We start from the raw sequence: 25,371 nt of genomic DNA, 5'->3' as shown, positions 1-25,371 counted from the left end.
CCTTCCGATCGGCGGCTATCTCGCCCACCTGAGGAGGCACAGTGGAGGTCAAGATCGGCGTGCAGTACGCGCCGCGCGAGCTGGTTCTGGAGAGCGCGCAGTCGCCGGCCGAGATCGAGCAGATCGTGACCGACGCCTTCGCCAAGGCGGAGGGGACGCTCTCCCTGACCGACGAGAAGGGTCGACGGGTCATCGTGCCGGTCACCAAGGTCGCCTACGTCGAGATCGCCGAGGCGTCCGCCCGCGCGGTCGGTTTCACCGTTCGCTGAACCGGTCCGACCCTGCGGCGGGCGCTGCCCGCCGCAGGGCGACCCGGTGACGCGGGTCACATTTTTCACCCCTGCCGAAAAGCCGACCACCCAGGTCAGGGGTGTGTACCCACCCGCTCGGGTAGGATGAGGTAGTTGCCGTGGGCGCCGATTTGATCGAAGTCCTGCCCACGGCGCGCGTGCGGCCCGGTCTGACACGGCGATTCTCCGCCGTCGATCGCGTGGCCCACGCCATACCGACCGCGCCCTGAGGACACCACGGGGCGCACCACGAGAGGGCACCCCCAGATCCAGATGAGCGAACAGATTCTCGACCAACTGGAGGGCCAGGAACTGGCCCCCACCGCCCCGGTCCGCCCGGAGGCCCCCACGTTCGCCGCGCTCGGCGCGCGACCCGAGACCGTCGAGGCCCTGGCCGCGGCGGGCATCACCCGCGCCTTCGCCATCCAGGAGTACGCGATCCCGATCGCGATGCGCGGCACCGACATGATCGGGCAGGCGCCGACCGGCACCGGCAAGACCCTCGGCTTCGGCGTACCGCTGCTGGAGCGGCTCCTGGCCCCCGGCGAGGGCAGTGACGGAGTGCCGCAGGCGCTTGTCGTCGTACCCACCCGCGAGCTGGGCATCCAGGTCGCCAAGGACCTCGCCGCCGCCGGCCGTACCCGGGGCGTCCGGGTGCTGCCGATCTACGGCGGCGTCGCGTACGAGCCGCAGATCGACGCGCTGCGCAAGGGCGTGGAGATCCTGGTCGGCACCCCCGGCCGGCTGATGGACCTGCAGAAGCAGAAGCACCTGCGGCTGGACCGGGTCCGCGCGCTGGTGCTCGACGAGGCCGACCGGATGCTCGACCTGGGCTTCCTCGACGACGTCGAGAAGATCCTGGCGATGCTGCCGGAGGACCGGCAGACCATGCTCTTCTCGGCGACCATGCCGGACCCGATCGTCACCCTCTCCCGGCGGTTCCTGCGCCGGCCGGTGACGATCCACGCCGGGCACACCGCCGAGACCGGCCCGTCCCCGCAGACCCAGCAGCTGGCGTACCGCACCCACTCGATGAACAAGATCGAGATCGTGGCGCGGATCCTCCAGGCCGAGGGGCGCGGGCTGACCATGATCTTCACCCGGACCAAGCGGGCCGCCGACCGGGTCGCCGAGGACCTCGACTTCCGGGGCTTCGCGGTGGCCGCCGTGCACGGCGACCTGGGCCAGGGCGCGCGGGAACGGGCGCTGCGCGCGTTCCGGGCCGGCAAGATCGACACCCTGGTCGCCACCGACGTGGCCGCCCGGGGCATCGACGTCAGCGGCGTCACCCACGTCATCAACTACGACTGCCCCGAGGACCAGGACACCTACACCCACCGGATCGGTCGTACCGGCCGGGCCGGGGCGACCGGGGTCGCGGTCACCTTCGTCGACTGGGACGACATGCCCCGGTGGCGAATCATCGACAAGACGCTCGGCCTCGACATGCCCGAGCCGCCGGAGACCTACCACACCTCCCCGCACCTCTACACCGACCTGGACATCTCCCCCGAGATGACCGGCACCCTGCCGACCGCCGAGCGGACCCGCGCCGGGCTCTCCGCCGAGGTCGAGGAGGACCTGGGCGGGCGGCCCCGCCGGGGCGAGAGCGGTGGCCGGGGCGGTCGGCGCGGCGAGAGCCGGGGGCGCGGCGAGAGCAGCGGCCGGGGCGGTGGACGCGGTGACCGGCGTCGGGCCCGCCCCGACTCCGACGTGCCGGACGCCACCGGAACGCCGGTGGAGGCCGCCGAGGAAGGCACCCGTACCCCTCGTAGCCGGCGTCGTCGCCGGGCCGGCGAGGTGGTCGGGGGCGAGTCGACCACGGTGACCACCGGCGGGTCCACCGACACCGCCGCCGGCGCGACCGGCGAGCCCGCCGTCGCCGCCGGGTCGGCCACCGAAGGTGAGCCGGGCCGGCCGCGTCGCCGCCGTCGCCGGCGCGGTGGGGGAGGCTCCGGCGCGGACGCGCCGGCCGAGGCCACCGCCGACTGACCCGACAGCACCGACGACATCCCCCGGCCGTCCGACGGTCCGGGGGATGTCCCGTCTGCGCCCGTGGACACGTCGCCCCGGCGGCCCCACGCCCTACCGGGCCCCGCGCCCCTGCCGGAGCCCGCCCGGAGGCGGCACACACCGGTGGCCGACGTCCCAGCCGGGGCGGGCCGGGAGCGGCAGCCGCCGGGGTGGAAAGGATGATGGACCCATGCCGGAACCGTTGGACGCCGCCCTGACCGAGGTCCGGGCGTTGCTGCTCGACCCCGCCCTGACCCGTGCCGTCGCCGCCGGCCGACGCCGGGGCCAGCGCCCCTCGGTGGTACGGGCCGAACTCCGCCCGGTCGCCCTCAAGGCCGGCCCCCGGTTGCAGATCTCCACGTCCGACGGCGCCCGGCCGTACACCCGGAACGTGGCCCCCGGCGCGGAGGCCGGCGCGGCGGTCGACGCGCTGCTCGCCGAGCCCTTCGGCAACTGGCACGTGGAGACCGCCGGGGCGACCCTCCAGCTGCGGGTGACCAAGTCCGGCGAGGCGCAGGTGCACCGGGCGACGGCCAGCCGGCCGGCCGCGCCGGCGGACGACCACGACCGGGCCAAGGAGTACCTGCTCGACCCGGGTGACCCGATCTTCGCCGAGATCGGCGGCAACGCCGCGAAACGCCGGCAGGTGGACGCCTTCCTGCGGGCGCTGGCCGCCACCCTGCCCGACGACCTCACCGGGCGGCTGCGCGTGGTCGACCTGGGCTGCGGCAACGCCTACCTGACCTTCGCCGCCTACCGCTACCTGACCGCCCGCGGGCTCGACGTGGAACTGGTCGGGGTGGACGTGCGGGAGGACCAACGGCAGCGCAACAGCGAGCTGGCCGAACGCCTCGGCTGGGCCGACCGGGTCACCTTCGTGGCCGGGACGATCGCCGACGCGGTGGTGGAACCCGCCCCCGACCTGGTGCTCGCCCTGCACGCCTGCGACACCGCCACCGACGAGGCGCTGGCCCGCGCGGTGCGCTGGAACGCCCGGTGGGTCCTCGCCGCGCCGTGCTGCCACCACGACCTCGCGGCGCAGCTACGCGCCCGGCCGGCCCCGGCACCGTACGAGCTGCTGACCCGGCAGGGCATCCTGCGGGAACGCTTCGCCGACGTGCTCACCGACGCGCTGCGGGCCGGGCTGCTGCGGTCGCACGGCTACCGGGCCGAGGTCGTCGAGTTCGTCGACTCCCGGCACACCCCCCGGAACCTGCTGATCCGGGCCCGCCGGACCGGCACCGGCGGCGGCGACCCGCAGTCGGCCGAGTACCGGCAACTGGTCGACCAGTGGCAGGTGACCCCGCGACTGGCCACGCTGCTGGCCGACCCGGACGGGGACGCCGTGCGGGACGGCGGGGCGGTCACCGCGCCGCGCTGAGCCGGGTTCAGCGCCGCCGGCCGCCGGGGCGCTCCCCCGGCCCCCGGTCGACGATCGAGGAGATCCGCTGACGCGGCCCCCGCTCGTCGTCGCCGGGCGCGGTGGGGAACGGCACCACGGTGCCGGACAGCTCGGCGTTGCCGGCGGCGGCGAACGCGTTCCAGGAGATGTCAACCAGGAGCCGTTTGAGTTCGGCGTGCCGGACAGCGGCGCTGCGTTGCAGGGCCAGCCGGACGCCGAGCAGCACCCCCACCAGGGTGGTGGTGACGGCGCCGGCGGCCGCCAGCACGTGCGCCCCGGTCACCGCGTCACCGGTGAACACCAACACCAGCAGCCAGCTCCAGAAACCCAGGGCGAACACCGCCGCCTTGACGACGAAGAAGAGGCTGACCGCACCCGGGCGGTGCGGCACCGGACGGTCGGACTCGGCCATGCTGCTCCTCACCGGATGCGCGACGGGTGGACGGACCCGCCGGATTCAATTGACCTACGGCAACTGACGCTGCGTCACGACCGGCACCGCAACCGGCCACGACCTGCGCCGTTACCCCGGGTGGACGTCGTACGGGCGCTCGGACGACCGGTACGGGGAATTGCACCGGACCGTCGTCGTACTACCCTCGGAGGGCGCACCGGACACCCCGGCTCCCACCCGAAGAGGACGATCTCCAGGCATGGGTTCGACAGAGGTTTCACCCCAGATGGCGTTCGCCCGCTTCGTGCGACGGGCCATCGACGACGCCCGTGACGAGCGGGGTTGGACGGTGAGCGACCTCGCTGCCCACACCGGTGTCGGTCGGTCCACCGTGTTCCGCTGGCTCGCCGGTGACTGGCAGGACTACCCCGAGCTGGCCAAGGTGCGCGGTTTCTGCGCCGCCCTCGACCTGCCGGTCGCGGCGGCCTTCCGGGCGCTCGGCCTGCCCGACTCGGGGCCCACCCCCCGCCGCCGCGCCGACGACGGGCCGGTGGAGGCGGATGTCCGGGTGATCCTCGACCGGCTGGCCGATCCGGCGGTACCCGCCGAGGAGAAACACCACATCCGGGACCTGCTGCGCTACCTGGCCCGCCGCCCGGTCCGCCGCGCCGGCTGACCGCCGCGCCGTCCCCCGGTCCATCCGGGCCGTGCCGGGGCCCGCCCGCCCGGGGCCACCGGCCTCAGCGCACGGTCAGGGTGAACTCGGCGGTGCGCACCACGCCCGCCACCTGGAAGTCCAGGTACATCCGGTAGCTGCCGGGTCCGGGCGCGGTCAGCCAGAACGTCACCGTGTCGGTGGCCGGCCCCGGGCCCGGGTGCACATGCAGGTAGCCCAGGTCCCCCTCGCGGAGGGCGACCAGATGCCCGTACGCGCCGAGGTAGCGCTCCAGGGCGGCGGGGCGTCCCGCCGGGTCCCGGACCGTGAACCGCAGCGGCACGGCGGCGCCCACCTGCGGGGTGCCCTCGTAGTCGACGGTGAACCCGTCGACGGCCGCCCGGGTGGCCGGGGCCGGCAGCGGGCGGGGCGCGTACTCCCCCGGGGCGACCAGGTCCACGCCCAGCGTCGCCGGGGTCTGCCGGCCGTCGTCGGCGACCGCCGTGAAATCCGTGTATGCCCGCCAGACGCCCGGCTGCGGCAGGGTCAGCGGGATCGACCAGGTGCCGTCGGCGGCCATCGTCGGGTGTAGGTGCTGGAATCCGGTGAGGTCACGGCGTACCACCACCAGGTGCATCGGCTTGTCGTGCACGATCGCGAACCGGGTGACCGGCCGGCGCTGCGCGTCGCGGATCTGGAACCGCAGTTCACCGGCCCGCCCGGCGGTGAACTCCCCGCCCGACGGGGCGAGTGTGTAACCGCCGGAGCTGACGGACAGGCCGGTCGCCGCATCACCGGAGGAGTCCCCGCCGGTGCCGTCGTGCTGGTGCGCCCCGGTGCCCGGAGCGTGGGTGTGGTCTCCGGCGGCGGTCGCGGCGGTCGCCGCCGTGCGGTCGGTCGGCCGCCCGTTGGCCCGGCCGAGCCCGAAGCCGAGCAGGACGGCCAGCACCAGACCGCCCACCACCAGCGCCAGCCGCAACGTGGCCCGGTCCGGCCCCATCGTCGACGCCCCGTCCCCGGCCGTAGTCCCGGCTGACAGGGTCCATCCGCCGGGTTCCGCGCCGCCCGATTCCTGCTGGTCCGCCGGCTGCGCGCTACCTCGGTCCTGCTGGTCCGCCGGCTGCGCGACCCCTGCGTCGCTGCCCCGGTCCTGCTGGTCCGTCGGTCGCGCGGTGCCCGCGTCGGCACCCCGGCCCGGCCGGCCCACCCCGGTGTCCTGGTCGGGGGCCGGGCCGCCGTGGCCTGCCGGGCCGGCGGGCCGGGTGACGGATCGCTGGTCGGCCATTCGCCCACCGTACCGTCGACCCCGCCGGCACCGGGGCGACGGCCGGACACCGTGGCGGCGGTCGCATCACGGCCGGCCGGGGAACTTTTCCGCCCGCCCCGTCGACCGTCGGTAGGTCCGAGACCCGGATCGACCCACCGGCTGCCGGCGGCGTGGGATGGCCGCTCGCCGCCTCGGTCGACCCGAGCCGGATCGGCCGGTGGTCGACCCCCCGGCGGAGCCGCTCACCGCCACCATCGACCCGGGCCTGGGTCAGCCGGCGACGGCGAGGGCCAGCGGGAGGACGTCGGGGGCGCCGGCCCGGCGCAGCAGGCGGGCCGCCATCGTCATCGTCCACCCGGAGTCGACCAGGTCGTCGACGAGCAGCACCGGGCCGTCCAGCCCGGCCAGCGCACCGGCGAGCTCGTCGGTGACGGTGAAGGCGTCGTGCAGGGCGCGTACCCGCTGGGCGCTGTTGCCGCGCGGCCCGCCGCCCCCGGCCGGACCGGTGGGGATGACCAGGCCGAGCAGTGGCAGCCGACCGACCGTGGCGATCCGCTCGGCGAGCGACGCGACCAGGGTCGGATGGCTGCGGGAGCCGACCGCGACCACCCCGGCCGGGCGGCGCGGCCACGGGTCGTCGCCGTGGGCCCAGGCTTTCAGCACCTCCACCACGGCCGCCGCCACGTCGTCGGGCACCGGGCCGTCGGCCGTGCCGGGGCCGACCAGGGCACGCAGCCGGCCACCCCAGCCCAGGTCGGACAGCCGCCCCACGGCCCGACCGGCCAACGCCTGCTCCGTCGGCGGAATCCGCCCCTTCAGCGGTACCCCGACCGCGTCGAGGCCGGTCGGCCAGAGCTTCTTGGGGGCGATCTGCACCCCGGGGCGACCGAGGAAGGTCTGCGCGGCGGTCAGCGCGGGGTCGGACACGTCGGCGGTGAACAGGGGCGCGGCGCAGCGGTCGCACCGGCCGCAGTCGTCCGCCCCGCTGTCGTCGAGGCAGTCCCGCAGGTACCGCATCCGGCAGCCGGGCGTCGCGGCGTACTCGCGCATGGCCTGCTGCTCGGCGGTGCGGGCCTCGGCGACGCGGCGCAGCCGGGCCTCGTCGTAGGTCCAGGGTTCGCCGGTGGCGAGCCAGCCGCCGCGCACCCGGCGGACCGCGCCGTCGACGTCGAGCACCTTGAGCATCAGTTCGAGGCGGGTCCGGCGCAGGTCGACGATGGGTTCGAGAGCCTGGGTGGAGAGCGGCCGGTCGGTGTGCAGGGCGGCCAGCACGGCGCGTACCTGCTCCTCCGGCGGGAAGGCGAGCGAGGCGAAGTAGCGCCAGATCGCGGCGTCCTCGACGCCGGGCAGCAGCAGCACCTCGGCGTGTTCGACGGCCCGACCGGCACGGCCGACCTGCTGGTAGTAGGCGATCGGCGAGGGCGGCGCACCCAGGTGCACCACGAAACCGAGGTCGGGCTTGTCGAACCCCATCCCGAGCGCACTGGTCGCCACCAGCGCCTTGATCTTGTTGTCGAGCAGGTCCTGCTCGGCGGCGCGGCGGTCGGCGTCCTCGGCCTGGCCGGTGTACGAGGCCACCGACCAGCCGCGCCCGCGCAGGAAGTCGGCGGTCTCGGTGGCCGCCGCCACGGTGAGCGTGTAGATGATCCCCGAACCGGGCAGCGCGTCCAGGTGGTCGGCGAGCCAGGCCAGCCGGTGAGCCGGGCTGGGCAGGTCGAGCACGCCGAGGCGCAACGACTCCCGGTCCAGGGTGCCCCGCAGCACCAGCACGTCGGCCCGTCGTTTGCCTGCGTCGGCGGGCGACGTGGCAGGTTCGGCGGTCGGCGCACCGCCGTCGGCGCGCGGCCCGGCGGGCGACACGGCGCGGTCGGCGGGGGGTGCGGCGCGGGGTGGGTGGTGGTCGGCGGTGGGTGGGGTGGGTTCGGTGCCGAGTTGTTCGGCGACGTCCCGGGTCACCCGCTCGTTGGCGGTGGCGGTGGTGGCGAGCACCGGGGTCCGCTCCGGCAGGTTGCCCAGGAAGGTACGCAGCCGGCGGTAGTCGGGCCGGAAGTCGTGCCCCCAGTCGGAGACGCAGTGCGCCTCGTCGACCACCAGCAGCCCGGTGGTGGCGGCCAGCCTCGGCAGGACGGCGTCCCGGAAGTCGGGGTTGTTGAGCCGCTCGGGGCTGATCAGCAGCACGTCCACCGTGCCGGCGTGGATCTCGGCGGTGATCTCGTCCCACTCGTCGAGGTTGGCGGAGTTGATGGTGCGGGCCCGGATGCCGGCGCGGGCCGCCGCCTCCACCTGGTTGCGCATCAACGCCAGCAGCGGCGACACGATGACCGTCGGCCCGTGCTCGCCGCGTTCGCGCAGCAGGGCGGTGGCCACGAAGTAGACCGCCGACTTGCCCCACCCGGTGCGCTGCACGCAGAGCACCCGCCGCCGGTCCACCACCAGCGCCTCGATGGCCCGCCACTGGTCCTCCCGCAGCCGGGCGTGCGCGCCGGCCAGCCGCCGCAGCACCTCCTCGGCCCGCTCCCGTACCGCCGTCCGATCCCCACTCATCCGGCATTCCTACCACCCCGACCGGACACCCCGACCTCCCACGCAGTTGATCAAGAGGTTTGCGTCATGATCCGCGCTCAGGGTGACGCAAAGTTCTTGATCACCGGGGCGACCGGGCGGGGCGGGGCGCCTTGTTGGTGGTCCTTGACCCCAGGGGCCACCCTGGGTGGCAGAGCCCTCACCCTCTGGAGGCAGGCATGCGTTGGCTCATCATCCTCGTCGTCGTACTCGCGGCCCTCGCAGCCGTGGCATGGTGGCGTCGTGGCCGCCGGTCCGCGACCGACGGGGACCAGCAGGTACGTGACCTGGCGGCATCGGAGCAGGCCCGCCGCCGCCTGGACGACCACCGGAACCCGCCGGACGGCAGTAACCTCCGCAGCACCGGGGGCGGGAGTCTCTGACCGGACTCCCGGCGGTACGCCGTCGCGCCGGTGGCCACTGATCCACGTCCCTACCCCGGCGGCGACCGATCCTCCACCCGCCTCGGATCGACGCATTCCACCCCGCCCGACGCCGACCCCGGCGGCCGTGCCCTCGCCCGCCCCAGGCTCCGGCGTCACACCACTCCCCTGAGCCGATGTAGCGGTGTCCGGCCGGCAAGACACCGCCACGTCGGGACACGGCGTGGATCAGCACCTGCCACACCACCCACGGACGCGCCGGCGGCAGTCAGGGAGGCGCACCGGCCCACCGCCCGCGTCATTCCCCATAGGGGGGCTCCACCAGTCGGGCCGTTGGATTGTGGAGAGTTGTTGCGGGCCCAGGCGACAACACTCTCCACAATCTGACAGGCTGGACCACAGCTACCCCGATCGCGGCAGCGGCTTCCCGAGCGTGCGTACGACGGTCGACGACATCGCCGCCAGTTCGGGCTGGGCGGGCAGGAAGACCGTGGGGACGCCCAGCGACCGGTTCATCGCGGCGAGCCGGCATTCGGCCTGGAGGTCGGTGGTGTTCCGCACGCCCCGGACGATCACCCCCGCCCCGTGCCCGAGGCAGTAGGCGGAGGTCAGCCCGCGCCAGGCGGCGACGGTGACGGAGGTCCAGCCGGCCGGCAGGCTGGCCCGGACGGCGGCGGCCCGTTCCTGCTCGTCGGCACCCGGATTCTTGCTGCTGTTGACCGCGACGAGCACGACCACCTCGTCGAAGAGGGCGCGGGCCCGGTCCACCACGTCCAGGTGCCCAGGGGTGAAGGGATCGAAGCTGCCGGGATAGACCGCGCGCACCCGCACCAGACCGGGGGGTGAGGCAGGCAGCGGCGGCCCGGCCGGCGGGGCGGGCGTCACGGCCCCAGGACCCGTTGCGCGTCGCGGCTGACCTGGGCGGAGGCGAGGGGGGCCCAGGAGGCGAACAGCTCCCGGAAGTACGCGCCGTACCGGTCGGCCACCGTCGGATCCTGCTCGACGACGTCCAGCTCGTTGACGATGCTCAGGTCCGTGAACGACCGGAGCCGCGCCGCGTCCGGCGTGCTCACCTGGCCGGTGAAGCGGTCGAACACCTGGCCGGCCTCGGCCAGCTTCCGCCAGGTGCGCTTGCGGTCGCAGGCACCGTACAGATGGACGATCTCCTCGGCCTCGGCACCGACGAGGTCCCGCAGCACCGCACGGTCGGCCCGGTCAAGCAGGGCGAGGTCGAAGCCGTCGGTGCCGTAGGCGGCGTGGGTCAGCCCCGCGACCTGCACGTCACCGGCGCAGCCGAGCGCGGCGAGCCGTTCGCTGACCCGGCACAGGTGGGCATAGAGGGTGCCGCCGGGATGCGCGATCTGCTCGGTGCCGTACCGGCGGAGCCAGCCCCGCACGCGGTCGTCGCTCCCCATAGGCCCGACTGTAGGCATCGCCCGCCGAACCCGCCGCCCCAAGGGCAAGGGCAAAAGCCACACCACCCCGGGCACGCCCGGCAGCCGCCTGCCTGCGAGTCTCCTTGCCAGCTACCGAATCGGCGGACCACACTCACCGCCCGGAAGGACCGCCCGAGCGCGCCGGGAGGTGTGGAGCGTCCCGCGCCGCACCGCTGTCAGATCATGGACGGAAGCACACCGCCGCTCGCCCCTCTCAAGCGAATCTTCGCTGCTCAGCCAGGCTGCCCCACAGTAGATGGATGAGACTCGGCTTCACTCGGTCCGCAGCCCTGCCGACAGAGAGCTATCTTCGCATCACCAAAAGTGATCAACGTGGGGAGATGCGGTGTCTGCCAACGACGAGTTTTTCCGGTCAAAAAAAGCCGCAGCGGTGCTCAAGCACGGCATCCTCAAGCGGTACCCGGTGGTGTTCGCCTCGAAGACGGGGCAGGAGAACCCGATCGTCTTCCTCGACGGTTACGCCGGCCGGGGCGAGTACCAGGGCGGAGAACCTGGCTCACCACTCCTGCTCTCCCGATGCGCCGAGTTCGTCCAGGGGTTTCGGGAAGTGCTCGCCTTCTTCGTAGAGCAGGACCCGGACAGCTTCGCGAATCTGGAGGAGGTGCTGCGGCTCAAGGGTGGCACTGTCCAACGAGTGCTACGTCAAGGCAGCCTTGACCAACACCTCCCCGAGTTGCTGGCCCGGGCAAAGGGGGCTTCCCTGTTCGCCTTTCTCGACCCTTTCGGCCCCGCCCTCGACTTCGATCTGATCAGGACCCACCTCCTCGGCCGCCCGAACTGGCCACCCACCGAGATCCTGTTACATTTCAGCGTTTCCTCGGTGGCTCGCATGGGACGAGCGGTCCACCTAGCTGGAAAGAGACTTGGCGGGCTCTCCAGCAGCGACCAGCGGACCGCCGACCGGCTGGACCGGTTTCTGGGTGGCAACTGGTGGCGCGACTACTTCTCGAAGGTCTCGGACGGAGGCGACGAACAGCGTGCCACCGACGTCGCGTTGCGCGTCGCCGCAAGATACGCACAGGATCTGACCAAGGGATCCGACTACCAGGCCGTGCAGATGCCGGTACGGCCACGGCCCGGCCTGTCGCCGAAGTACGTGCTTGCTCTCTTCACCAGAAACGGCGAAGGCGCCTGGCACTTCGCCGACACCTTGGGAAAGGCCGGCGTCGAGTGGGAGGAGGCCTGGGTGCAGGAACAGTTCCGACGGGGCGAGCGCTCTTCGGAAACCCTGTTCGGTGACGGTCCGGTCTTCGACGCCGAGCAGTACAAATCCGAGAACGCCCTCCGCTGGTCACGAACCGTCGAGCGGAACATTCTCAGGATGCTGCGACCCGACGAGTCATTCCGGATGGTTGATCGAGTGCCCCAGGTTTACGGTGACGTGCTCGGGCAGGCCTGGGTGCCGCACGTACGGCAAGCCACCAAATCCCTGCACCGCCAAGGCCTGATCAACCACCCGGGGACCGGCGACTTCTGGAGAGAACTCGTCTGGCGACCGTGATACGCCGGGGCAGGGCCGCGCATCCCGCCGTCATACCGCGCTGAGCATTCGAGGCGTCGGCATGTCGTCCCAGGTCCGGTCGTCCAGTAACCGCCCGCCGGCCTTGGGCGTGCGCCCGCCCCACTGCTTGAAGAAGAACGCCGTCCCCGCCCGCACACACTGATCCCGCAGGTCGCGAACCCACGACGGATCCATGTGACGACAACCCTGGCCGGACTCTCCGCCAGCAATCAACCAGTCGATGTCGGCGAGGTCGAGGCCGGGCAGTGGACCAAGCAGCGGCTCGGCCGAAACGAAACGCAACGCAGCCGGCACCTGCCGAAGGTGGTCGATCCGCTCACGCTGTGACTCGTCCTCCACGCTTACTCCCATCCAGACATTGGCGGGCCAGTCGATCTGTGGGGCGATCTTGGCCAACCGGGCAGCCCGCTTGGTGAGGACCTGAAAGGTGTGCCGAGGCGTCTCACGCATCACCGTGAACACCCGTTGCACATACTCAACGGGAACGCGCGCGTGAAAGAGGTCAGACATGGAGTTGACGAAGACCGTCCGTGGCTCTCGCCAGCGTCGAGGGATGTCCAGGGCGTCAGGATGCAGTGCGACACCAAACCCGGGGCCGGAGGTGCGCGGGTCACCATCCGTCTGGTATTTGACCGAGCCCATGGCCTTCAGCCGCTTGGCAAGCGTCATGGCGTAGCAGTTGTCGCACCCGGCGGAGATCCGGTCGCATCCGGTGGTCGGGTTCCAGGTCGCTTCCGTCCACTCGATTGCGCTCTTGTCTGCCATGCGCCCTCCTTCCGATCGCGAAGAGCCCATCTTGTCGAACATCCGTACGCCCAGGAAGGGCCGAGCGGCGTTCCGACCGATCTTTTTCGATGAGCTCCCATCGTCACGAACGATGGGCAGGGTCAGGGGTAGCGGGCGGGTGTCCCCTACACCACGGGTTCCCTGATTGATCCACTCCTCTGAGCCGACGTAGCGGTGTCCGGGTCGACCGGACACCGCTACATGGACCCCATTGAGTCGATCAAGCCCAGCCCCGGCCAAGCGCGGAGGGCGGGGGTCAGCGGGTGGGGAGGCCGGCGCGGGCGGCGACGGCGGTGTCCGGCTGGTCGGCGAAGACGCCGTCCAAACCGAGACCGAGGAAGAGTTCGTACTCGGCGGTGATGTCGCCCCGGGCGTTCGGGTCGGCACCGATCCGGAAGTCGACCGGGAGGAACTGGTTCTCGGCGCGGAACGTCCAGGCGTGCACCAGCAGCTTGTGCCGGTGCGCGTCGCGGACCACCGTGGTCGGGGCGAGCAGCTTGCCGGTGGCGTCCCGGGGGATGATCAGGTTCTTGTTGAGGCCGACCCCGTCGGCGTACCGGGCGATCCCCCGCAGGCCGGCGGCGGTCGCCAGGTCCTGGTAGGTGCGCGGGTCACCGGCGGCGGTGAAGTCGTACGGCCGGCCGGTGGCGTCGAGGAGCTGGACCAGCGGCACGTCGATCATGCGGTCGAGCGTGCGCAGGTTGGCGGTCTCGAAGGACTGGATGAAGACCGGGTCGTCGCGGTGGGTCAACTTGTTGCGGCGCAGCACCGCGACCAGCGGCTCCTCCAGCGGCAGCCCGATCGAGGCGAAGTAGGTGGGATGCTTGGTCTCCGGGTAGACGCCGATGGTGCGGCCCCGCGCCTTCGACTCGGCGCGGGCCAGGTCCAGCACCTCCTGGAAGGTGGGCACCGCGAACCGGCCGTCGAACGCGGTGTTCGCCACCCGCACCTGGGGCAGCCGCTCCTTGGCCCGCAGCGTCTTCAGCTCGGCCAGGGTGAAGTCCTCGGTGAACCAGCCGGTGACCGGCACCCCGTCGATGGTCTTGGTGGCCTTGCGGCCGGCGAACTCCGGGCGGGCCGCCACGTCGGTCGTACCGGAGATCTCGTTCTCGTGTCGGGCGACCAGCACCCGGTCCCGGGTCGAGACCAGGTCGGGTTCGATGTAGTCGGCGCCCATCCGGATCGCCAGCCGGTACGCCTCCAGGGTGTGTTCCGGGCGGTAGCCGCTGGCCCCCCGGTGGGCGATCACCAGGGGCCGGTGGGTGGCCCGGTCGGCGCGGTCCGCGTCGTCCTCGCGGGCCGAGGCGGCGCCGGGAACGGCCACCGGGACGGCGACGGCCACGGCGAGCAGCGCGCCGGCCACACCGAGAGCGGAAAGGGTACGTCGCAACGCGGTCTCCTTGGTCGTATGGGCACCCGGCCGAGCGCCGGTACGCCCCAACGGGCGCTCACAGCAGACCGGGCGCGGCTGACCGCCAGTTGGTCGCCGACTGGCCGCCAGGTGAACCCTGCGGGGAAACCGGGACCGGGCCGGGATACGCGATTCACCGACCCGATCCCGCCGGAATCGACAGGATTGTCTGGTGCGCCGGTTCCTTCGTCACCCCGTCCGGCTGGTGCCGTTCGGTTTCCTGGTGACGATCGCGATCGGCACCGGCCTGCTGATGCTGCCCTGGGCCACCAGCGCGCACCGCTACACCCCGCCGGTCACCGCGCTGTTCACCGCCACCTCGGCGGTCTCGGTCACCGGCATGGCGGTCACCGACACCCCGAACTACTGGAACGGGTTCGGGCTGGTGATGATCACCGTGCTCACCCAGGTCGGCGGGCTGGGCATCCTCACCGGCGCGGCCCTGGTCAGCCTGGCGGTCACCCGGCAACTCGGGCTGCGCAACCGGCTGCTGGTGCAGGCCGAGACGGCCGAGTACGGCCCGGCCGACCTGCGCCGGCTGCTGCTGCGCATCGCCGGCACGGTGTTCGGCTGCGAACTGGTGATGACCGCGGTGGTCACCGCCCGGCTCCGGCTCGCCTACGACTATCCCCCGGGCCGGGCGCTGTGGTCAGGGGTGTTCCACTCGATCCAGGCGTTCAACAACGGCGGTTTCACCCTCTACACCGACGGGCTGGTCGGCTTCGCCCGTGACCCGTGGGTGGCGCTGCCGTTGGCGTTCGGCGCGGTCGTCGGCGGGTTGGGCTTCCCCGCGCTGTTCGAGGCGTTCCGCCAGCGTCGCCGACCGGGCCGCTGGGCGGTGGCCACCAAGCTGACCGTCTGGGGCAGTGTGGTGCTGGTGGCGGTGGGCTTCGTCGGGCTGCTCACCACCGAGTGGGACAACCCGTTCACCATCGGCACCTACGACACCCCGGACAAGCTGCTCGCCACGTTCACCCAGATCGCGCTCAGCCGTACCGGCGGATTCGACGTGATCGGCGTGGCCGCACTGCGTGAGGAGAGTTACCCGCTGCTCATCGCCCTGATGTTCATCGGTGGTGGCAGCGCCAGCACCGCCGGTGGGATCAAGGTCTCCACGTTCTTCCTGCTCGGCTTCGTCATCTGGGCGGAGCTGCGCGGCGAGCCGGACGTCACCGTGGGCCGCCGCCGGATCGCGGTGGCCAGCCAACGCCAGGCACTGACGGTGGCCCTGCTCAGCGTCGCGCTGGTGACCGTCGGCACGCTCGGCCTGACCGTGCTCACCACCGACGTCCGGTCCAACGAGACGCTGTTCGAGGTGACCTCGGCGTTCAGCACCGCCGGCCTCACCGTCGGGCTCACCCCGCACCTGCCCCCCTCGGGGCAACTGGTGCTCACCGTGCTGATGTACGTCGGGCGGATCGGGCCACTCACCCTCGGCTCGGCGATCGCGTTGAACACCCGACGCCGGCTGTACCGCTATCCGAAGGAGCAACCCGTTGTCGGCTAGGGACGAGGGCGACGGCGACATCGCCGTGATCGGGCTGGGCCGGTTCGGTTGCCACCTGGCCGGGGCGTTGACCCGGCTCGGCCACCAGGTGCTCGCCGTGGACCGCGACCCCGACCGGGTGCAGCGATGGTCGGTGTCGCTGGACCGGGTGGTACAGGCCGACGCCACCGAGGAGCAGGCGCTGCGGCAGCTCGGCATCGGCGACTTCACCCGGGTGGTGGTCGCCATCGGCGCTTCGGTGGAGGCCAGCGTGCTCACCGTGCTGGCACTGACCGAGGTGGGCGTACCGCAGATCTGGGCGCGGGCCACGTCCCGCAAACACGCCAAGATCCTCGCCTCGGTCGGCGCCCACCACGTGGTCTTCCCGGAGGCGGAGACCGGGGAACGGGTGGCCCACCTGATCGTCAGCCGGATGCTCGACTTCATGGAGTTCGGCGACGACTTCGCCATCGCCAAGGTGCCGGTGCCCCCGCCGCTGGTCGGCCACCGGCTGCGGGACCTGGCCGTGCAGGAACGCTACGGGGTGATGGTGGTCGGCGCGAAACCGGCTGGGGAACGCTTCCGGTACGCCGACCCGGACACGGTGCTCGGACCGGGCAGCATCCTCGTCGTCGAGGGCGGGATCGCCCAGGTGCAGCGGTTCGCCGCCCTACGCTGACCGCACCGACCTCCCGCCGCGACCGGGTCGCAGCCCTCGGCCTCAGCCCCGGGGCCCCTTGCCGGGACCGCCACCCGGGCCACCGCCACCTGCGCCCTTGCCTCCCTTCCCCGTCACTTTCCCGCTTTTCCCTTGGCCGCACCCGCTCCCTTACCCGCCGCCGGGCCCGGTCCCTTGGCCGGCTTCTCGGCCTTCGGCTTGGGTTTCGCCGGCCCGGCCGCGCCGGAACCGCCCTTGCCTGACGTCTTCGCCGGTTTCTTGGCCGCCGGCTTCTTCGCCGCCGGTGGCTTCACCACGGGTGCGCTACCGGCCACCCCGGAGACCCGTACCCCGCAGCTCGAATCGCCGACGGTGAACTCCAGCGGCAGCGGGTTGCCCCCGGTGTACCGGCCGGTCAGCGCGACCTTCTCCGACCCGCCCGGGGCCAGCGCGGCCCGCCCGGCCGCCGGGGTGACCCGCACCATGCGACCCTCCTGGCGTATCCCGGGGGTGGTCGTGGTGACGGTCTGCTGGCCGGGGAACGCGAAGCTCATCGTCCAGTCCCGCAGCTCCCGGGGACCGGTGTTGGTCAGCGTGAGCTGGGCGGCGAAGTCCTTGCCGGAGTCGCTGCGCAGCGCGTACTCGACCTCACACCCGACGGTCTCGGGCAACCCCATCCGGGCCTCGGTGGGCGGGTCGACGCCACCGCTGGCGGGGCTGCGCGAGGTCACCCCCCAGATGGCCGCGGTGACGGCGACGAGGCTCGCGGCGGCCACCCCGGCCTCGATCCGCCGGCGGCGGGCAGCGGCCCGGCGGGTGCGGGTACGGCCCGAGAAGGGCAACGCGTCGGTGTCGGCCGACCAGGGCAGGATCGTGGTACCGGCGTTGGCGAGCAGTGCCGGGTCACCCCGCCCGGGTGCCGGTGGGACGGGCACCGCCGCGACCATCCCGGCCGCCGAGGCGAGGGTACGGGCCACCTCGGCCGTCGACGGCCGGTCCTCGGGGCGCTTGGCCAGGCAGCGGCCGACCAGCTCGACCACCTCGTCGGGGAGCCCGCGGACCGGGGGCATCGGCTCCGGGTCGTGGTACATGTGCGCCCGCAGCATCTGCGTGGTGGTGCTGGCCTGCCAGGGCAACCGCCCGGTGAGCATCCGGTAGAGCAGCAGCCCGACCGCGTACACGTCGGTGGCCGGGGAGACCTGGCCGTTGTCGAGGCGTTCCGGGGCGAGGTAGGCGGGGGTGCCGAGCAGTGCGCCGTCCGGCCCCTTCTCGCTCTCCCCGACCAGTGCCGAGATGCCGAAGTCGACGACCTTCACCCCGGTCGCCGTCAGCATCACGTTGCCCGGGGTCACGTCGCGGTGCACCACCCCCCGGGCGTGCGCGGTGGCCAGCGCCGAGGTCACCTCCGCGCCGATCGTCACCGCCTCCCGCCAGGGAAGCTGCCCGTCGCGGCCGAGCCGCGCGGTGAGCGGGCCACCGTCCACCAGCTCCATCACCACGTACGGCACGGTCAGCCCGACCTGCTCGGACTCGCCGTAGTCGTACACGTTGGTGATGTTGGGGTGGCAGAGCCGGGCGGCGGCCTGCGCCTCGATCCTGATCCGGTGCCGGAAGGCCCGGTCGCTGGCCAGCCGCGAGGCGAGCACCTTGACCGCGACCTGACGGCCGAGCACCTGGTCGTAGCCGCGCCACACCACGGACATGCCGCCCGCGCCGAGCTGCTCGATCAGCCGGTACCGCTCACCGAGGAGCTGGGCGGCGTTCCAGACTCCTGCACCCATGGTCGACCGAGTTGCCCGGGACGGCCCGGCCTACACCTCTGTGGTCGTAATCGGTCAGGAAAGTCACCCGATCAGGCGGTCGCGAGCAGTTGGTCCACCGGGGCGTAGTCGTCGGTCAACACCAGCGCGCCGTCGACGAACCGGGTCACCTCGCTGCCGGCGAGCATGTCCGGGATCTTCGCCACCGTGCCCAGCCGGGTCCGCAGCGCCTCCAGCGGCAGCGGGGCGTTCGAGGCGACGATGAGGAAGTTGCTGCCCTGCCGCCCGGCGATCGCCTCCGGCGGCGCGACCAGCGCCAGGTGCTCGAACTCGGCGGCCACGGTCGCCAGCTCCGAGCGGATGAACCGGCCCGGCGGGTAGTCGATGACGTTCTGCACGTAGATGCCGCCGGGGCGGAGCACCCGGTCGACCTCCGCCGCCATCTCCCGGGTCGCCAGGTGCCACGGCACCACCAGGTGCCCGAACGCGTCCCCGACCACCAGGTCCCGGCTGTCGGCCGGCTCGCCGCCGACCAGCATCCGGGCGTCGCCCACCTCCGCCCGCAGCCCCGGCCCGGTCCGGACGCCCAACTCCCGCCGGTCCAGGTCGACCAGCTCACCGTCGATCTCGAAGACCACGTTGTCGGTGCCCGGCCGGGTGGCGCTCAGGTAGCGGGGCATGGTGAACCCGCCCCCGCCCAGGTGCAGCGCGTCCAGCCGCTGCCCCTTCGGGGCGAGCACGTCGGCCACCGCGCCGATCCACTGCGTGTACTCGTACTCCAGGTGCGTCGGGTCGTTCAGGTCGACGTACGAGTGCTGTGCCGAGTTGAGGTAGAGGGTGCGCCCGCCGGCCCGGTCCGGATCACGTTCCACCCGGGCGCAGTGGTAGGCGGTCTCCACGTCGCACGGATTCGGCGCGACCGCGCTCAGCCCCGCCGCGACCAGTCCGAGCACCGCCAGGGCGGCCTTCGCCCGGGTCGGTCCGGGCAGCGCGGCGGCCTCCTGCCGACGCAGGTAGACCCCGAGCGCCAGCCCGGCCACGCCGAGCGCCACCGCCAGCCCGATCAGGATGACCGTGCTGGGCAGCGCCGCCACCAGCACGAACCCGGTGACCAGGGTGGCGGTGATGCCGCCGAGGGTGCCGATGCCGGACAGCCGGCCGACGACCTGCCCGGTACGCCGCAGGTCGGACAGTTGCAGCTTCACCACCAGCGGGGTGACCGCCGACAGCAGCGCCGCCGGCACGAACACGGCCAACGCGGTGAGCAGCAGGATGCCGCTGACCGCGCCGCCGCGCAGCAGCTCACCGGCGTACCTGACCACCGGCAGGGTGACCGCGGCGGCGATGCCGGCCAGGATCAACGCCGGGGCGAGCAGCCCGCGCGGGTCCCGCCGGTCGGCCAGCCAGCCGCCCGTCCACGCCCCGTACGCGATGGCGGCCAACGCGATGCCGATCACCGAGCTGGTCACCTGGAGGGTCACCCCGACGTACGGGCCGACGAGCCGCAACGAGACCGTCTCCAGCACCAGCACCGCGCCACTTGCGAAGAAGACCAGGAACGCGGCGAGCCCGTTGGGCAGGGCCCGGGAGGGCGTCGGCGCGGGAGGCGTCGGAACTGTCACGACGTCGGACGATGAGCTGCTCACCGTCGCGATGCTACGTCCCGTTCCTGGGCCCGACGGTCAGTACATCGAAAGATGAACATGGTTTGTGTGGTCGGCGGCCGGGCTGCCCGACCCGCTGTACGCCCGCCAGCCGGTGTTCGGCATCCAGATCTGCCGGTACCAGATCACGTAGAGAACGCCGAGCCGGTTGGCGTTGTTCTTGAAGTAGTTGGCCAGGCTGTCGCCGTACGCCTTGTCCCCGCCGGTGGCCGTCTCGTCCTTGAAGCCGCTGGTGGCGGCCGAGAAGTCGCAGGCCCGCCCCTTGGGGTGTTCGCCGCCCCCGCCGCTGCGGTGGCAGGAGACGTACCGCTTGTAGCCGGCCGCCTTGGCCTGCTGCATGGCGTGCAGGGTGCGCGGGGTGATGCAGCCGGAGGTGGTCGGGTCGTTCACCGAACACGACTCGCTGGGCCACGACCCGTCGGAGTTGCGCGGGGCCGGCTTCGCCGAACTCGATCCGCCGCTGAAACCGGCGCTGCTGCCCGAGCTGACGGTGGCCAGGGCGCGTTCCGCGTCCCGCTTCTTCTTCGCCAGCGTGGCGAGCTGCTTCTGCTGCTCGCGGACCTCGGCGTTGATGGCGAGGGTGGCCTCGGCGGCGGTCTGCCGGGCCTCGGCCAGGGCGCGGAGCTGCTTGCCGTCCCGCTGGGCCATCATGTCCAGGTCGGCCGCCCGCTTGAGGAACGCCTCCGGGCTGGCCGTGTTGAGCAGCATCGACGTCGGCGTCAACCGGCCCACCCGGTACGACTGCGCGGCCACCTCGCCCACCTGGGTGGTCAGCTCACCCAGCCGCCCCTCGATCACCTTCAGCTCGGCGGTCAGCGCGGCCTGCCGCCGCTTGGAGGTGTCCAGCTTGGCCTTGGCCTCGATGTGCCCCTTCGCCGCCGCCGTCAGCGCGTCCTTGAGCTGCTTGGTGCCACCCTCGCCGGGCTCCGCCGCGGCGGGCACCGCGCCGACGCCGAGCAGCAGCGCCACCGCGGCGAGCAGCACGGTCAACGGCCGGGTCAGGTTGGTCCTGGGCACGCAGGTGTCCTTCCCTCTGCCGCCGACGCCCGGCCGGGGGCCGGTGCGGCGGCGGTCCCGCCGGCCCCGGTTGGCGGCCTGGGGGCGGAGACCGCCGGTCACATTACCGCAATCACGCCCGGTCACCAGGCCCGTGACGGCCCCGGACGACGACCCTCGACCGGGAGTGTCGGACCGGTAGCCGAGGGTCCACCGCCGTCGATCTCCGAGACGGCGCGCCGGGCGGCCGGCCGGGTGGCTGGACGGCCCGCCGGAGCCGGCCGGCGGTTCAGTCGCCGAGCAGCGCGGCGTGGACCTCGTGCCAGGTCTGCTCGTCGGAGGCGGCCAGCAGGCCCGAACCGTCGTCGGCCGGGTGGTACTCGGTGCCGTCGAAGCGGCGGGCCACCCCGCCCGCCTCGCGCACCAGCAGCGCGCCGGGGGCATGGTCCCAGGGCAGGGTCCGCCAGAACAGGACGAACTGCTGGTTACCGGTGAGCAGGTCGAGGTACTCCCGCCCGGCGCAGTGCTGGCCGGGCAGCAGCTCCCCGATCCGGCTGCGGCCGGCCGCCACCCGGTCCCGGGTGGCCCGGGGCAGGTACTGGACCATCGCAGTGCCGCGCAGCCGATCCGGCGGCAGGACGGGGGTCTCGCGGACCAGCCGGCCGTCCAGGCGGGTGCCGGCCCCGGCGCGGGCCACGGCCATCGTCCCGGCCAGCGGGTCGAACACCCAGGACGCGGCCGGCTCGCCACCGGAGAGCAGGGCCACCATCAGCGCGAACGGTCGCCGCCCGGCGGCGAAGTTCCCCGTCCCGTCGACCGGGTCCACCACCCACACGTCGCCGCCGCCGCGCAGGTGACGCAGCAGCGACCCGTCCGCGGCGACCGCCTCCTCGCCGACCACCAGGGAACCCGGCAGCAACCGGCGCAGCTCCGCCGAGATCCGCTCCTCGGCCCGCTGGTCGGCGACGGTGACCAGGTCGCCCGGCGCCTTCTCGGTGACGTCGGCGTCGTCCAGCTTGCGGAACAGCGGCAACACCACGCTCGCCGCGGTCTCCCGCAGCAGCGCGTCGACGTCGTCGAGCAGGTGGTCAGCCACGCGGCGGCAGCTTGACAACGCTGACGAAGAACTCGTCGATCTGGCGGACCACCGAGATGAAACGCTCGAAGTCCACCGGCTTCGTCACGTAGGCGTTGGCGTGCAGCTGGTAGCTGCGCAGGATGTCCTCGTCGGCCTGGGAGGTGGTCAACACCACCACCGGGATGCGGCGCAGCTCCTCGTCGTTCTTGATCTCCTCCAGCACCTCCCGGCCGTCCCGGCGGGGCAGGTTCAGGTCGAGCAGGATCAGGTCGGGGGTCACCGCGTCCGCGTACCGGCCCTCGCGCCGCAGGTAGGCCAGCGCCTCGGCGCCGTCGGAGACGACGGTCAACCGGTTGCGGAGCTTGTGCTCCTCGAACGCCTCCTGGGTCATCAACACGTCACCCGGGTCGTCCTCGACCAGCAGGACCTCGATCGGGCTCTTGCCGTCCGCCGGCGCGGTCATCCGACCCTCTCCTTCGTGCCACCCGTCGTGCCGTGCCCCGGCGGCCCGCCGGGTGGGTCCTCGTCCTGCGTGCCGTCCGGTTGCCGGCCGACCGGCGTCGGTCGGGCCACCGGGCCGGCCTCGTCGGCCGTCTCCCCGACCGGGCCGGGCGCGGCGTCGTCGGCCGTCGGCGGGTTCTCCCCGTCGGCCGGCGCGTCGGTGTCCCCGTCGGTCGCCGCCGCGTCCGCCTCGGCCGCCGCCTTCGCGGCCTCGACGTCCTCCGGCCGGGCCGGCAGGGTGAACCGGATCGCCGTCCCCTCGGCCTGGTCGGTGTCGACCCAGACCCGACCGCCGTGGTACTCGACGATCTTCTTGACGATGGCCAGGCCGATGCCGGTGCCAGGGTAGGCGTCCTTGGCGTGCAGCCGCTGGAAGATCACGAAGATCTTGTCGGCGAACTCGGCCTCGATGCCGATGCCGTTGTCCTGGCAGGTGATCTCCCACTCGTCACCGACCAGCCGGGCCGAGACCCGCACCTTCGGCGCGACGTCCGGGCGGCGGAACTTCACCGAATTGCTGACCAGGTTGACCAGCAGGTTGGTGAGCAGCGGCTCCTCACCCCGGATCACCGGCAGCTCGCCCCAGGTCAGCTCGGCGTCGGCGTACTGCCGGCCCGGCTCGGTCTGGCTGGCCACGTCGCCCATCACCTTGTTCAGGTCGACGTCGACGAAGCCGGTGGTGAGCCGGCCGATCCGGGAGAACGCCAGCAGGTCGTTGATCAGGCGCTGCATCCGCTGCGCGCCGTCGACCGCGAACGCGATGTACTGGTCGGCCCGCTCGTCGAGCTGCCCCGCGTACCGGCGTTGCAGCAGCTGGCAGAAGCTGGCCACCTTGCGCAGCGGCTCCTGCAGGTCGTGCGAGGCGACGTAGGCGAACTGCTCCAGGTCACGGTTGGAACGGGTCAGCTCCTCGGCCTGCTTCTGCAACTGGCTGTTGACCCACTCGATGTTCTCCCGGGCGGCCCGCACCTCGGCCAGGTCCTTGGCGATCTTCTGCCGCATCACGTCGACGTCGTCGGCGAGCCGACGGAACTCCGGCGGCCCCGACCCGGCGATGTGGTGCTGGTAGTCGCCCGCGGCGACCTCCCGCACCTGCTGCGCCAGGCCGGTCAGCGGCCGGATCACCATCCGCTCCAGGGAGAGCAGCATCAGCGTGCCCGCGAGGACGACCACCACCGCCGCGACGATCAGCAGCATCACCAGCATGTTGCCGGTGCGCTCGATGTCCCGGGCGCCCTTCTCCCGCTCGGTCAGGATCGCCGTCTGGAGGTCACCCACCGACGCCCGGATCTCGTCGAACTGCTGCCGGGCCTGGGCGGTGATCAACGCCTGACCGGCGGCGGTGCCGCTGCTCCCGGTGGTGGCGATCACCGGCTCGGCCACCGTCCGCCGCCAGTCCGCCGCCTGCTGCTGCGCGGTGCGCAGCGCGGCGGCGACCTCCGGGTAGTCGCGGCTCAGGTCGGCGATCGTGGCGGCCACGTCGCGCTCCTGCTGCACCCCCTGCTCGTACGGGGCCAGGTCGGCGCGGTTGCCGCTGACCGCGTACCCCCGGATGCCGGTCTCCTGGTCGAGCAGCGCGTTGAGCATCTCCTGCCCCTGCACGCGCAGCGGGCCGGTGCGGGTGAGCAGCGCGTCGGTGTAGGCGCGGTTCTTCGCCGCCACCACCGCCTCGGCCACGGCCAGCCCGACCAGCAGCACGCCGACCACGGCCAGCAACGCCAGCACCCGACGACGCAGGGTCCACCCCCGGCGGTACGTGTTCACCGGCCACCGCCCCGGGTGACCAGCAGCATGGCGACGTCGTCGGCGAGCGGCCCGCCGTTGATCTGCTCCGCCCGACCGACCAGCCAGGCGGGCAGCTCGGACAGCGGCACGGCGTGGTTGGCGCGCTCCTGGAGCAGGCCGGTCAGCCCGTCGACGTCCAACCGGTCGTCGCCGTCACCCACCCGCCCCTCGATCAGGCCGTCGGTGTACATCAGCAGGGACCAGTCATCGGTGTCGAACTCCAGGTCGAACGCGACGGGACGGCGGGGTCGTACGCCGAGCAGCAGGCCCCCCCGGGCCGGTACCGGCCCGACCTTGCCGCCGGACAGCAGCAGCGGCGGCGGGTGGCCGGCCAGCCGGACGGTGGCCCGGTTGGCGGCCAGGTCGAGCCGGGCGGTGGCGACGGTGGCGAAGATCTCCTGAAGCCGGCGCTCGCTCATCAGCACCTGCTCCAGGGCGGGCAGCACCTCGTCGTCGGGCACCCTGGCCAGGATCAACGCCCGCCAGGCCACCCGCAGTTCGACGCCGAGGGCGGCCTCGTCCACGCCGTGCCCGCAGACGTCGCCGACGATCAGGTCGACCCGGTCCGGCTGGGTCTGCACCACGTCGAAGAAGTCCCCGCCGATCAGCGCCGCGTGCCGGCCCGGCCGGTAGAAGGTGTGCACCGCCACCTCGTCGGTGGTCATCAGCGGCTGGGGCAGCAGGCCCCGTTCCAGTCGGGCCGACTCGGCCTGGCGCAGCTCGACCTCGCGCAGCCGGCGGGCGTTCTCGTCGGCCCGCTTGCGTTCCACCGCGTAGCGCAGGGCGCGGGTCAGCAGCACCCCGTCGACCTGCCCCTTGACCAGGTAGTCCTGGGCGCCCTCGGCGACCGCGACGATGCCGAGGTGTTCGTCGGAGCGGCCGGTCAGCACGCAGACCGCCGCGCCGCTGGACATCTCCAGCACCCGGCGCAGCCCGTCCAGGCCCTGCGCGTCGGGCAGGCCGAGGTCGAGCAGCACGCAGTCGACCCCGGCGATGCGCTGCCGGGCCTCGCTGAGGCTGGTGGCGACCAGCAGGTCGATCATCGAGTTGGTCTCGGCGAGCAGCTCGCCGACCAGGAAGGCGTCGCCCTCGTCGTCCTCGACCAGCAGCACCCGCAGCCGTTCACCCGGCGGCAGGTTGGGGTGCGGCCCCAGCCCGCCGTGCGGGTACGGCGCGACGGAGGGCCCGGCCGAGCCAGGCCCCCGGTGCGACCGGGTCACCGCCGCGAGACGCGGGAGTTCGCTGGTGATGTCGGGCTCCTTCCGAGTGCCCTGCTGATCCTGTATTAGACAACGGTCGCA

At 72.9% G+C, this 25,371-nt stretch carries 22 protein-coding genes; 8 read left to right on the top strand and 14 right to left on the bottom strand.

Features of this window, described 5'->3' with window-relative positions; all coding sequences use genetic code 11:
* Positions 1–41 precede the first annotated feature (41 nt).
* The 3 genes from ACN265_RS02045 to ACN265_RS02035 all read left to right on the top strand — a co-directional run bounded on the left by ACN265_RS02045 (position 42) and on the right by ACN265_RS02035 (position 3,684).
* On the top strand, positions 42–269 hold the full coding sequence (locus ACN265_RS02045) for a DUF3107 domain-containing protein (protein WP_088644741.1): 228 nt from the start codon (positions 42–44) through the stop codon (positions 267–269).
* A gap of 294 nt (positions 270–563) precedes the next feature.
* Positions 564–2,282 (top strand): DEAD/DEAH box helicase, encoded by a 1,719-nt coding sequence (locus tag ACN265_RS02040; RefSeq protein ID WP_421405859.1) that lies wholly within the window; start codon positions 564–566, stop codon positions 2,280–2,282.
* 211 nt (positions 2,283–2,493) lie between these two features.
* The gene (locus tag ACN265_RS02035; protein ID WP_421405858.1) at positions 2,494–3,684 is read left to right on the top strand and encodes a class I SAM-dependent methyltransferase; all 1,191 of its coding nucleotides are present in this window, start codon (positions 2,494–2,496) and stop codon (positions 3,682–3,684) included.
* Positions 3,685–3,691: 7 nt separating this feature from the next.
* Here the strand turns inward: ACN265_RS02035 and ACN265_RS02030 are convergent, their stop codons facing one another.
* Entirely contained in the window at positions 3,692–4,117 is a 426-nt protein-coding gene (locus ACN265_RS02030) for a hypothetical protein (RefSeq protein ID WP_204924807.1), read from the bottom strand.
* A 241-nt stretch (positions 4,118–4,358) separates the two neighbouring features.
* On the opposite strand from ACN265_RS02030, the gene ACN265_RS02025 reads away from it, so the two are divergent.
* Complete coding sequence (locus ACN265_RS02025; RefSeq protein ID WP_088644737.1) at positions 4,359–4,775, top strand: helix-turn-helix domain-containing protein; 417 nt, start codon at positions 4,359–4,361, stop codon at positions 4,773–4,775.
* 64 nt (positions 4,776–4,839) lie between these two features.
* Here the strand turns inward: ACN265_RS02025 and ACN265_RS02020 are convergent, their stop codons facing one another.
* Together ACN265_RS02020 and ACN265_RS02015 are read right to left on the bottom strand one after the other, a co-directional pair.
* On the bottom strand, positions 4,840–6,039 hold the full coding sequence (locus ACN265_RS02020; protein WP_421405857.1) for a hypothetical protein: 1,200 nt from the start codon (positions 6,037–6,039) through the stop codon (positions 4,840–4,842).
* Positions 6,040–6,291: 252 nt separating this feature from the next.
* A complete protein-coding gene (locus ACN265_RS02015) occupies positions 6,292–8,565 on the bottom strand; it encodes a DEAD/DEAH box helicase (protein ID WP_421405856.1) in 2,274 nt (757 codons plus the stop codon).
* Positions 8,566–8,762: 197 nt separating this feature from the next.
* Here ACN265_RS02015 and ACN265_RS02010 point away from each other — a divergent pair, with 197 nt between their 5' ends.
* Entirely contained in the window at positions 8,763–8,966 is a 204-nt protein-coding gene (locus ACN265_RS02010) for a hypothetical protein (protein WP_420115298.1), read from the top strand.
* 402 nt (positions 8,967–9,368) lie between these two features.
* Here ACN265_RS02010 and coaD read toward each other — a convergent pair whose 3' ends face one another.
* Together coaD and ACN265_RS02000 are read right to left on the bottom strand one after the other, a co-directional pair.
* Positions 9,369–9,851 (bottom strand): pantetheine-phosphate adenylyltransferase, encoded by a 483-nt coding sequence (gene coaD, locus ACN265_RS02005; protein ID WP_421405855.1) that lies wholly within the window; start codon positions 9,849–9,851, stop codon positions 9,369–9,371.
* Complete coding sequence (locus ACN265_RS02000; protein ID WP_421405854.1) at positions 9,848–10,381, bottom strand: DUF6817 domain-containing protein; 534 nt, start codon at positions 10,379–10,381, stop codon at positions 9,848–9,850. Before ACN265_RS02000 ends, coaD begins: the two co-directional genes overlap by 4 nt.
* A 367-nt stretch (positions 10,382–10,748) precedes the next feature.
* On the opposite strand from ACN265_RS02000, the gene tcmP reads away from it, so the two are divergent.
* The gene (gene tcmP / locus ACN265_RS01995; RefSeq protein ID WP_421405852.1) at positions 10,749–11,924 is read left to right on the top strand and encodes a three-Cys-motif partner protein TcmP; all 1,176 of its coding nucleotides are present in this window, start codon (positions 10,749–10,751) and stop codon (positions 11,922–11,924) included.
* Positions 11,925–11,954: 30 nt separating this feature from the next.
* Here tcmP and ACN265_RS01990 read toward each other — a convergent pair whose 3' ends face one another.
* Together ACN265_RS01990 and ACN265_RS01985 are read right to left on the bottom strand one after the other, a co-directional pair.
* A complete protein-coding gene (locus tag ACN265_RS01990; protein ID WP_421405850.1) occupies positions 11,955–12,710 on the bottom strand; it encodes a DUF5131 family protein in 756 nt (251 codons plus the stop codon).
* Positions 12,711–12,987: 277 nt separating this feature from the next.
* Positions 12,988–14,121 carry a glycerophosphodiester phosphodiesterase gene (locus tag ACN265_RS01985; protein ID WP_421405848.1) on the bottom strand — a complete coding sequence of 378 codons (1,134 nt, stop codon included), beginning with the start codon at positions 14,119–14,121 and terminating at the stop codon, positions 12,988–12,990.
* Positions 14,122–14,314: 193 nt separating this feature from the next.
* Between ACN265_RS01985 and ACN265_RS01980 the strand changes: the two genes are divergently transcribed.
* Together ACN265_RS01980 and ACN265_RS01975 are read left to right on the top strand one after the other, a co-directional pair.
* On the top strand, positions 14,315–15,649 hold the full coding sequence (locus tag ACN265_RS01980; RefSeq protein WP_420115296.1) for a TrkH family potassium uptake protein: 1,335 nt from the start codon (positions 14,315–14,317) through the stop codon (positions 15,647–15,649).
* Positions 15,639–16,307: a potassium channel family protein gene (locus tag ACN265_RS01975; protein ID WP_232377629.1), complete on the top strand. Its 669-nt coding sequence runs from the start codon at positions 15,639–15,641 to the stop codon at positions 16,305–16,307. The genes ACN265_RS01980 and ACN265_RS01975 overlap by 11 nt, the downstream gene beginning before the upstream one ends.
* A 113-nt stretch (positions 16,308–16,420) precedes the next feature.
* Here ACN265_RS01975 and ACN265_RS01970 read toward each other — a convergent pair whose 3' ends face one another.
* The 7 genes from ACN265_RS01970 to ACN265_RS01940 all read right to left on the bottom strand — a co-directional run bounded on the left by ACN265_RS01970 (position 16,421) and on the right by ACN265_RS01940 (position 25,290).
* Positions 16,421–18,067 carry a serine/threonine-protein kinase gene (locus ACN265_RS01970; protein ID WP_421405845.1) on the bottom strand — a complete coding sequence of 549 codons (1,647 nt, stop codon included), beginning with the start codon at positions 18,065–18,067 and terminating at the stop codon, positions 16,421–16,423.
* Between the two features lie 71 nt (positions 18,068–18,138).
* Complete coding sequence (locus ACN265_RS01965; protein WP_421405843.1) at positions 18,139–19,692, bottom strand: fused MFS/spermidine synthase; 1,554 nt, start codon at positions 19,690–19,692, stop codon at positions 18,139–18,141.
* 36 nt (positions 19,693–19,728) lie between these two features.
* Entirely contained in the window at positions 19,729–20,727 is a 999-nt protein-coding gene (locus ACN265_RS01960; protein WP_363650832.1) for a coiled-coil domain-containing protein, read from the bottom strand.
* Positions 20,728–20,995: 268 nt separating this feature from the next.
* Positions 20,996–21,802 (bottom strand): inositol monophosphatase family protein, encoded by an 807-nt coding sequence (locus ACN265_RS01955; RefSeq protein WP_421405841.1) that lies wholly within the window; start codon positions 21,800–21,802, stop codon positions 20,996–20,998.
* Positions 21,795–22,247 (bottom strand): response regulator, encoded by a 453-nt coding sequence (locus ACN265_RS01950; RefSeq protein ID WP_088644726.1) that lies wholly within the window; start codon positions 22,245–22,247, stop codon positions 21,795–21,797. The genes ACN265_RS01955 and ACN265_RS01950 overlap by 8 nt, the downstream gene beginning before the upstream one ends.
* Positions 22,244–24,049, bottom strand: a complete 1,806-nt coding sequence (locus tag ACN265_RS01945) for a sensor histidine kinase (protein WP_421405838.1) — start codon at positions 24,047–24,049, stop codon at positions 22,244–22,246. The genes ACN265_RS01950 and ACN265_RS01945 overlap by 4 nt, the downstream gene beginning before the upstream one ends.
* On the bottom strand, positions 24,046–25,290 hold the full coding sequence (locus ACN265_RS01940) for a PP2C family protein-serine/threonine phosphatase (RefSeq protein ID WP_421405836.1): 1,245 nt from the start codon (positions 25,288–25,290) through the stop codon (positions 24,046–24,048). Before ACN265_RS01940 ends, ACN265_RS01945 begins: the two co-directional genes overlap by 4 nt.
* Between the last annotated feature and the right edge of the window lie 81 nt (positions 25,291–25,371).

The organism is Micromonospora sp. WMMD730 (assembly GCF_049178955.1).
Taxonomy (GTDB): domain Bacteria; phylum Actinomycetota; class Actinomycetes; order Mycobacteriales; family Micromonosporaceae; genus Micromonospora; species Micromonospora wenchangensis.
The sequence above is the reverse complement of the archived record's forward strand: the minus strand, read 5'-3'. Positions and strand labels throughout refer to the sequence as shown.

Excerpts from the sequence above, each read along its gene's own strand:
- ACN265_RS02025 (WP_088644737.1), top strand. The coding sequence starts at position 4,359 with ATGGGTTCGACAGAGGTTTCACCCCAGATGGCGTTCGCCCGCTTCGTG.
- ACN265_RS02000 (WP_421405854.1), bottom strand. The coding sequence starts at position 10,381 with ATGGGGAGCGACGACCGCGTGCGGGGCTGGCTCCGCCGGTACGGCACC.
- ACN265_RS02020 (WP_421405857.1), bottom strand. The coding sequence starts at position 6,039 with ATGGCCGACCAGCGATCCGTCACCCGGCCCGCCGGCCCGGCAGGCCAC.
- ACN265_RS02040 (WP_421405859.1), top strand. The coding sequence starts at position 564 with ATGAGCGAACAGATTCTCGACCAACTGGAGGGCCAGGAACTGGCCCCC.
- ACN265_RS01950 (WP_088644726.1), bottom strand. The coding sequence starts at position 22,247 with ATGACCGCGCCGGCGGACGGCAAGAGCCCGATCGAGGTCCTGCTGGTC.
- ACN265_RS02035 (WP_421405858.1), top strand. The coding sequence starts at position 2,494 with ATGCCGGAACCGTTGGACGCCGCCCTGACCGAGGTCCGGGCGTTGCTG.
- ACN265_RS01990 (WP_421405850.1), bottom strand. The coding sequence starts at position 12,710 with ATGGCAGACAAGAGCGCAATCGAGTGGACGGAAGCGACCTGGAACCCG.
- ACN265_RS01970 (WP_421405845.1), bottom strand. The coding sequence starts at position 18,067 with ATGGGTGCAGGAGTCTGGAACGCCGCCCAGCTCCTCGGTGAGCGGTAC.
- ACN265_RS02030 (WP_204924807.1), bottom strand. The coding sequence starts at position 4,117 with ATGGCCGAGTCCGACCGTCCGGTGCCGCACCGCCCGGGTGCGGTCAGC.
- ACN265_RS02015 (WP_421405856.1), bottom strand. The coding sequence starts at position 8,565 with ATGAGTGGGGATCGGACGGCGGTACGGGAGCGGGCCGAGGAGGTGCTG.
- ACN265_RS02010 (WP_420115298.1), top strand. The coding sequence starts at position 8,763 with ATGCGTTGGCTCATCATCCTCGTCGTCGTACTCGCGGCCCTCGCAGCC.